The organism is Candidatus Poribacteria bacterium (assembly GCA_021295755.1).
In the GTDB taxonomy this organism is placed as follows: domain Bacteria; phylum Poribacteria; class WGA-4E; order WGA-4E; family PCPOR2b; genus PCPOR2b.
In genome coordinates this window covers 9,224-16,526 of the sequence record JAGWBT010000172.1, presented here as the reverse complement: position 1 = coordinate 16,526, position 7,303 = coordinate 9,224, and the positions used below count along the sequence as shown (strand labels likewise).

Here is a 7,303-nt window from a genome sequence, read left to right as displayed (position 1 = left end):
TAACGGACGATTAGAGCGTGAAATACGGAGGAGTTTAGAGGGTTGTAACGCCTTCATCGCTGAGTTATCACTTGAACATCGCGCAGGTTGAGGATTGTGGAAACATATTCCAATTTGACGGGTTTACCTACCGAATCTAAGCGGATGATAAAATACATCTCCGCCGGATGGGGGGTATCTTCGGTCTGAATCGCAACGCTATAAAGTCTCTCCGGGGTTAAGGGCAAAGCGGGACTTTTCTCTTTGTATCCCGGCAGTGCTTTACCGTAGGTGATGCAAGCGTAGGTGTTCACCGGTGGGTCAGAGCCGTCAGGTGTGTATTCTAAAACCCACGCCGTTTGGTCGCCTCCCTCCCACAACCCCCGCCATGGATTACCCGATTCGCGCCATTCGATTCGCTCGTCATTGACCTTATCACCCCGAATTACCGCAATTTCCGTTATGGGAAGGGGCTCTGACTTTCCACCGTGGAGACAGAATGTCGGTGCCATTATTTCTGAATGGGGGTGGATGCTAGGCGTCCCTGCCATAATTACACACCCACTTGTTACAAGCAGACCGATTAGCGCGACAAGACATCTTAACATTTTGTTACCTCCTAATTTTCTTCTTCAGTAGAACTTGAACGCCTCGATTGCAGTTCTTCATGCCACTGCTGAAATTCCCACATGAAGAGGTGATATAGCTCGAAAAGCGCTGCATCATTGGGAAGTTTGTTTCCACCCTTGTAACCCTCGTTACGTATTGGTGGCTTATTCTTAACGAGAACTAGGTAAGCATCTGCGAGGATCGCGGCTTGTTGTTCAAAATTGTATTCGCGAAAAGTTTTCCGATTCGGGTCCCCGGCGGAGGCAACGTTATATTGCGAGTTGCCAAAGACCTGCCCTTACGGGTGATAGCAGCTCATTCTTATACTGCCAGACATGGACTAATTCGTGGATGATGAGCCAATCGCTCATATTGTTGCCATAGATCGTGTTCTCAACCGTCATCGCCACACGATTTTTGCCTAATGTGCGCCCCACCAAACTTTTATCCGAAATTCTGACCTCCTCGAGGTCAATCATATCTCCAAAAAAGGGCTCTGCTTCCTCTATCTCGCGTGGATACAACTTACGCTCCTTGGCTGACTCCGACTCACGGTATGGGTCCGGGCTATCGTCCATTTCACCTCCCGCAAATACTTCTCGCTGCTCCGTAGGAAAGAGCAGCTTCCGAAGTCCTTCCTGCTCTTTCCGAGAATCGCATTGGGTGCTACCTCCCCCTCTTTGTGGTGCGGTCAACATCTTGGATTTGGTGTTTGTTGCCCAACAGTTCAGCTAATAGTCGTTAGAGGTTACGGCATACGGCGTGTGCCTACTAACCTTTGGTGCTAGTTTAGTGAGAAAGTTTTTTCTACATTGTTCAAGTCGCTTTGGATCCCGACTTATCGGGGAGTGCTATAAACATGTCGCCCCGCTGGGGCTAAACGAACCGATGAACCGATGATTTTTACGTTTCACGCATCCCGTTTCACGTTATCAACAGCTGCAAGCTAGCACCATTGGTTACTACTTTTAGTGCGTTGGGTTTCACTAGGGTTCACCCCAAACTGCGGGATAAGTTCGCAGGTTGAGCGTAGCGCATTCCCGATTTCATCGAAGGCAGGCGGAGATCTCGGCTCAAATTTACCCATTTTTCCCGCAGATAGGCATAAGTTGAAGCGTCCATGTGGACAACATCCCTCCGCTCGGTGGGGCTGAGCGACTTACGCAGTTGAACGCTCAAAGCTAACCCCTTCCGCTAGTCCCGATTCATAGGAACCTACACCTCTATTTCAATGCTCTACCGGCACGATTCGGCAATTTGGCAGGGCCCTGTCAGGTCCCAGAAAAATTTTACCCTCCCATCGGGGGTTCATCATTGACGGGTATCTCTCTGAACCCCGATGGGGCCTAGCTTCAGGGCGTTTGTAGATTTTTACCACCCAACAAAGGGGCGTGTAGACGGCTTTTTGACCTGCCAAATACGCACTGTTTATGAACTGTTTTTCACTGAAATGGCACCATAACCTCGCCAAATGTTAGGGATTTGGAAGGGCACTGACAGGTCAAAACTCTGAAGTGCGTAAGTTCTATTGGGTTGCTTTTCCGCCAATCTGTCCAATCTAACCGATTCGGTGCATTCGGATCAAATTTCATCTCGTTTCCTCGCTTTGACACTTCACACTACACTTCTCCCTCAATTTGGAGCCCCCGAATGGTTACGGGCCCTGTCCCCTCCAGTCGGAAACGCAGCCGCTTGCCAATCCGTTCAATCGGGATCCGTTGGAAATAAAGGTCATCTCGCGTCTCAAACTGGCGTTCCGTTGGTTCCTCCTGCGTATCCAGCCATGTCTTCAGCGTGATGTCCGTCCCCGCAGCAGCGGATAACAACAACTCCGCGAACCGCTTGGTGAGGTTTCCAGCACCCTGCTCCTGCCCATGAATCAGATTCGATTCCCAGGCCCACGGCAAATTCGTGTTGGTGTTCTCTCCCATTCGCCATTGAATCTGCTTGAAGTTGGCGTCTCCTGCGACATAGAACCGACTGGCATTTGATGCAAACTGCGTCGCTGTCTCACCTACCCATCGTACCCAGTGTCGATCATCGAACAGGAAGAAACTATCGGTGATCCCTTCATCGTCCAAAGATTGCAGCCGAACAAAAAAGAGCATGGTGTCGTCTTCAAAGAAGAGCACCGCACCGCGCTGGACAATTTTCGCATCGAAGAACCCATCTAGCGCCGCTTCGCTGAGAAACTGAACACTTGAAGCGTCCGTTAGGTACAACCCATAACTGCCGACAAAACCGAGTGAATTCTTAAACGTGCCCCAACTGTAACCGTCAAGCGGACCGACACCCGAAATCTCATCAGAATCAAAGTCAGACGAATCAAGCCCCGTGAGTCGGTATAACCCGTCGTGCCCACCGAACAGCAACACCTCCCGATGACTCGCGCAGAAATCCACACGCCCCGGTCGTGTCCGTCTGATTTCATTGGTCGCAGGGAACGCCCAAATAGCTTGAACCGTACCCCGAAAATCGGAATAGATTAGCCTATCCCCCGCCGGCGCGAAGATACGTCCTTGATGATAATGAATCTGCTTCACTTCACCCGGCAGCCTTTTATTGTTTTCGTTGACATACAGCTCCCCATCCTTCCAAGTTAAATTTTTATTTGCATCAGAATCGGGATTCGGATATTCACCGAAATCTTTAAAACTGCCTATTCTTCTTGGTAGATACCCGATACGACGATAAGGAAAGTTGTCCAAGTCTAACACTGCATCATCATCCAAGGCCTCCAGATGGTCCCCGACATCCTCTGTTCTGTAGAGATAGATTCCTGTTGCTTGATTATCAGCTGAATCAAGCAGATTTTCAACATGGATAACAAACAATACACCTTCATCGTCTTTATAGCCAAGCGGATAATCCGTGTCTATCCGCACCGGTTCGGAACTGACCGATTCCATACCGTTAAACAAAGCATCTGCTACAACTTCGCCAAGGCCCGCCTCAATCCTTCGTACATATGTTATTTTATACAGATATGTGAAGTTGCCTCGAGCAGCATCTTCACCATTATACTCACTGCGGAGCGTAAAATAAGGTGCCGATATGGGAGGATTCGTTTTGGAGAAAATGACCTCTGGTGGATCTAAACCTAACGAGTAGGCACGCAATGTTCTTCCTTCGCGAAGATCTATCCAAAACCCCTGATCGCTTCCTTCGGAAGTAATTACTATATAATCTCTGAATGTAGAAACAATAGAAATACGACCACTCAGCAGATTCTCTGTTCCAAAATAGCTCATAGATATGGCAGTTTCTTCGTCTAAATTGTCCAACTCACGCAGATAAAGTAGAGCATTATTGCGCAGCACCAACAGATACTTTTCCGATGCAGCGATACCCGTAATATCCGCACCCCCCGGTCCGACCGTCCTAAAGTTCGGACGCAAGCGCAGAAACCCATCGCCGTCTACCTGCAAGTTCTCGATATCCGCGGCATAGTTCTCACCACCCCCGGCGCGGGCAGGTTTTGTGTGTAATCCCCGGCTAAAATTTTCGGTTCGCCAAATCGTTGCCATAGTGCGTGAAACGTAGCGTAAAACGTAATGCGTAAAGAATTGTCAAGCAGATAACCCTTTACTTGTTACGCATTATTCTTCTTACGTTTCATTCCTCCTTTCAAATTGTTCAATCAGTTCGACAAGAGCGGTGTAGTTGGGTAGCTGCGGCGTGTCTTCGGAGGCGGGTGGATTCCCCACTGTTTCATCAAACAGGTGTGGAAACCGTTTCTCAAGCAACCATGCTGCCTGCCGCCACGACCGCGTTTCGGTCTTGACGATCTTTATCACATTGCCATTCGCATCCAGTTCGGTTCGCACCTGGCTATCGCCGTCCAAGACCTGCCGGAGGAGCACCTGATATGATGACCGCACCGCCAGTTGGTATGCGTTATAGAAATCTGTATGTTGCTCGGTCTCTTTCGCTTCTCCCTTTTCCAACCAGTTATACAGTGTTTTTCGACTGATCCCTACAGCAGCGCAGGCATCGGATTTATTCATTCCTTCTGCAATGTGGGCGCAGAATCTGGTCTGTAGGTCTGCTGTGAGTTTTGCCATTTTGTGTGTAAAATGTTACCTTTTGTGGTAGAATAGGGGTGGGGCATGGGTTCAAGAGTTCATTGTGTTGGGTTTCGCTGACGCCCTACCCAACCTACAACTCAAGACGCTGGAGTGAAAAGCGGTTACGGCATACAGCGTATGCCTACTACGTTAGTATGATGCGTGAATCGCCCGGAGTTGTCAGGAAGTAAATCATTGCTTATGGAAATTCTTGTAATCATTCTTATCCTGCTAGTGGTATGTAGCATTCCTTCAGCCAGAGCCATCGCTAAAGCGAGACTAAAGGAAGAACAGAAGGAGGCGCGTAAACAAGCGCGGATCCAAAGGCACGGCAAGCTAAAGGGACGCCTCTTTCATGCACTTCTTGAAGAGGGTTGGGGGTGTCTCTTGATATTGGTTATAGCGATGGCGATCTTACTCTTTATTCTGCTGCGTCCGCTTCTCTTCCATCCGTGAGATGACCGCATTCACTATAGTATCAATATGCGCCTGACCTTTATCCCCTTTCTCGAATTTTAATCCCTTCAAGATCCCTTCAACCCTTTTGCGTGCTTCGTCAACCGGGATTGCAGTATTTGCAAGATCTTCAGCGAGTCGATCAACATCTGACGCGCTTATCAGCGGGACTCTAACCGCTTGCAGCGGATCCTTTGAGATATCCAACCCCCACGCCTTTGAAAACGCCTTGATCGGCACATCAACCACAGCGTTTGCTATATCAACTATTGCCTCCGCTATTTTTTGAGGGGCATCTTTTTCTGAGACCTTGTCCCCTTCGCCAGTTTGATCCGGCTCTCCCGATGCTTCGAGCACCGGATTAGAGAGGTCAAACTGGGTAAAATCTATATCTGACAAAAGAAAATCCGGATCCGCAGAGCGGATAATCTCTCCCCCCGCATTCTTTAATCCCAACAATCCTATAGACTCCATATCTGCTCGTAGTCGTTCTTTCAGCTTTTCAGCTTCATTCATATAGTATTGCTGCAGCGCCGCAGCAAGTTGATATGCACTTTGTCTTGCCTGCGGGGTGAGTTCCGACCCTTTTGTGAGTCTTTCGCGGAGTTCAAATAACTCATCAAGAATACCCCGTTTTGCAGCGTAAGCCTCGATTTGACCTTGCATCGAAGCGTTGCCTTGCCCAATAAGTTTGCCAAGGACTATGCCAATCATGTTCTTAGCTTCCAGACCTGTATTATCCTTAAGGTTCTCAAGCACCTGAAAGAGCGACTTTACATCTCTAAGATTCTGGTATACCTTGCCACTCCCCGTAGGATTTGTGAGTTTATTGAAGACATTGTCTAATCTTTTCTGTGCTTCCGGCGAGATCATTCCCAGATTCGCATAAGCCCTATTTAAGTCTTGATACGCTTTTGCCTTCGCCTCTGGACTGTTTTGTGCTTTTTCGTAATCCTGCGTTGCCGCCTCCACCTTGGGATTCGACTCCGACGGGAGTTGAAGTTCATCGTTCTTAATGTCGGTTTCCTCGACCGGTTGCTGCCCCTCAAGTGTAGGCTGCTCAGTTGCCTGCTGCGGCTCTCTGTTCGGCGGCTCTACCAGTTGAGTAGATTCTCCACCTTCCCCCTTTGGATCTGTTGCCGATCTCTGCTGTGCCTCCGCAATTTTCTTTTTCAGAATCTCGATATACCCATTCGCTGCGGCGATATCGCCCTGCATCGCTAACTTAGCTTTCTCGACGGCGAAGTCACGCATCTCCTTTTTTCGTGCATCTGATTCCTGATCCGCTGCCATCCGGGCGCGAGCGTATATCCCACCGCCGCGCACCAATCCACGCACGAGTGTTTTCACAAATCCTTCTTCTTGTATTGCCATCTTATAATGCCTCCGGGCTTAACTCCTTGAGTTTTGCCAATAAGTCTTGGATAGTAGTGAGCGTTTTATCCAGTCCCATCAAATCGGTATCCATCTGCTTCTGCTTCCCAAGCTGAAAGAGATATTGCGTGATTCCCTGTATATCTCCTAGGAACCCATCGTCTTCTTGCATCATCTGCCGTGACAAGTCGAATGTTTTTAGCTCATAATCATCGAGCCGTGTCCGCGCGAGTTGCTGCGCCTGTAGAAACGGTGCCTGTTCCACTTGAGCCAATTCTTCCAACGCAGCACCGGAGGTATCCAACCCGCGCTGGGCGATGTTGGCCGCTACCCGGTTGAGGACCGGCTCGTTCGCCCGCTGAATGTCTTGCCGTTCCGCCGGCGTAAAGTGCCCCTTTGCCTGACGGCGCAGCTCGCCGAGCCGTTCTCGGCGTGCCTGAAAAATCTCTTTCTCCAGCCGCTCACGCGGACTCTCTGTGAACGAGTCCCAAAGCCCGCCCACCAACGGCAATCCGATGGAGAGGGCGGCAAGATAGGGATTGCCTGTTGCGCCCAACGCACCCATGATGCCCTTTAGCAAGTTACCTGTGTTGTGTGTGGCAAGCGGCTTGGCAACCGAGGCGATTCCACCTACTGCGTTAGACCCGGTGGCTCGGTTGAGTAAATCTATACTTAAATCTTCTGGAGTAAACTGCATCATCTACCTCCTTGCGTGATGCGTTGTGTGTAAGAATTATGGATTATCTAACTCCACTTTAGCCCTAAAACCGCGTCTTTTAAGGCGGGGATACAGGGACGCTTTAGCATAGTTTTTCGAG

The 7,303-nt window shown here is 49.4% G+C and carries 8 protein-coding genes; 1 reads left to right on the top strand and 7 read right to left on the bottom strand.

What is annotated here, in order from left to right; all coding sequences use genetic code 11:
* Positions 1 to 53: 53 nt before the first annotated feature.
* The 5 genes from J4G02_20375 to J4G02_20355 form a co-directional block, all read right to left on the bottom strand.
* Positions 54 to 587 carry a hypothetical protein gene (locus J4G02_20375; GenBank protein MCE2396883.1) on the bottom strand — a complete coding sequence of 178 codons (534 nt, stop codon included), beginning with the start codon at positions 585 to 587 and terminating at the stop codon, positions 54 to 56.
* 270 nt (positions 588 to 857) lie between these two features.
* The gene (locus tag J4G02_20370) at positions 858 to 1,286 is read right to left on the bottom strand and encodes a hypothetical protein (GenBank protein MCE2396882.1); all 429 of its coding nucleotides are present in this window, start codon (positions 1,284 to 1,286) and stop codon (positions 858 to 860) included.
* Between the two features lie 295 nt (positions 1,287 to 1,581).
* Complete coding sequence (locus J4G02_20365; protein MCE2396881.1) at positions 1,582 to 1,767, bottom strand: hypothetical protein; 186 nt, start codon at positions 1,765 to 1,767, stop codon at positions 1,582 to 1,584.
* 440 nt (positions 1,768 to 2,207) lie between these two features.
* Positions 2,208 to 4,115, bottom strand: a complete 1,908-nt coding sequence (locus J4G02_20360; protein ID MCE2396880.1) for a hypothetical protein — start codon at positions 4,113 to 4,115, stop codon at positions 2,208 to 2,210.
* Positions 4,116 to 4,196: 81 nt separating this feature from the next.
* Complete coding sequence (locus J4G02_20355; protein ID MCE2396879.1) at positions 4,197 to 4,595, bottom strand: hypothetical protein; 399 nt, start codon at positions 4,593 to 4,595, stop codon at positions 4,197 to 4,199.
* A 261-nt stretch (positions 4,596 to 4,856) separates the two neighbouring features.
* Between J4G02_20355 and J4G02_20350 the strand changes: the two genes are divergently transcribed.
* Positions 4,857 to 5,111, top strand: coding sequence for a hypothetical protein (locus tag J4G02_20350; protein ID MCE2396878.1), 255 nt, complete (start codon positions 4,857 to 4,859; stop codon positions 5,109 to 5,111).
* On the opposite strand, the gene J4G02_20345 is transcribed toward J4G02_20350, so the two are convergent.
* The gene (locus J4G02_20345; protein MCE2396877.1) at positions 5,070 to 6,485 is read right to left on the bottom strand and encodes a hypothetical protein; all 1,416 of its coding nucleotides are present in this window, start codon (positions 6,483 to 6,485) and stop codon (positions 5,070 to 5,072) included. The two genes, J4G02_20350 and J4G02_20345, sit on opposite strands and share 42 nt — an antisense overlap.
* Position 6,486: 1 nt before the next feature.
* Positions 6,487 to 7,182, bottom strand: a complete 696-nt coding sequence (locus J4G02_20340; GenBank protein MCE2396876.1) for a hypothetical protein — start codon at positions 7,180 to 7,182, stop codon at positions 6,487 to 6,489.
* Positions 7,183 to 7,303: the final 121 nt, after the last annotated feature.

What these genes read in the sequence shown, in the direction of transcription:
- J4G02_20340 (MCE2396876.1), bottom strand. Translation starts at nt 7,182, where the DNA reads ATGCAGTTTACTCCAGAAGATTTAAGTATAGATTTACTCAACCGAGCC.
- J4G02_20350 (MCE2396878.1), top strand. Translation starts at nt 4,857, where the DNA reads ATGGAAATTCTTGTAATCATTCTTATCCTGCTAGTGGTATGTAGCATT.
- J4G02_20370 (MCE2396882.1), bottom strand. Translation starts at nt 1,286, where the DNA reads ATGTTGACCGCACCACAAAGAGGGGGAGGTAGCACCCAATGCGATTCT.
- J4G02_20345 (MCE2396877.1), bottom strand. Translation starts at nt 6,485, where the DNA reads ATGGCAATACAAGAAGAAGGATTTGTGAAAACACTCGTGCGTGGATTG.
- J4G02_20360 (MCE2396880.1), bottom strand. Translation starts at nt 4,115, where the DNA reads ATGGCAACGATTTGGCGAACCGAAAATTTTAGCCGGGGATTACACACA.
- J4G02_20375 (MCE2396883.1), bottom strand. Translation starts at nt 587, where the DNA reads ATGTTAAGATGTCTTGTCGCGCTAATCGGTCTGCTTGTAACAAGTGGG.
- J4G02_20355 (MCE2396879.1), bottom strand. Translation starts at nt 4,595, where the DNA reads ATGAATAAATCCGATGCCTGCGCTGCTGTAGGGATCAGTCGAAAAACA.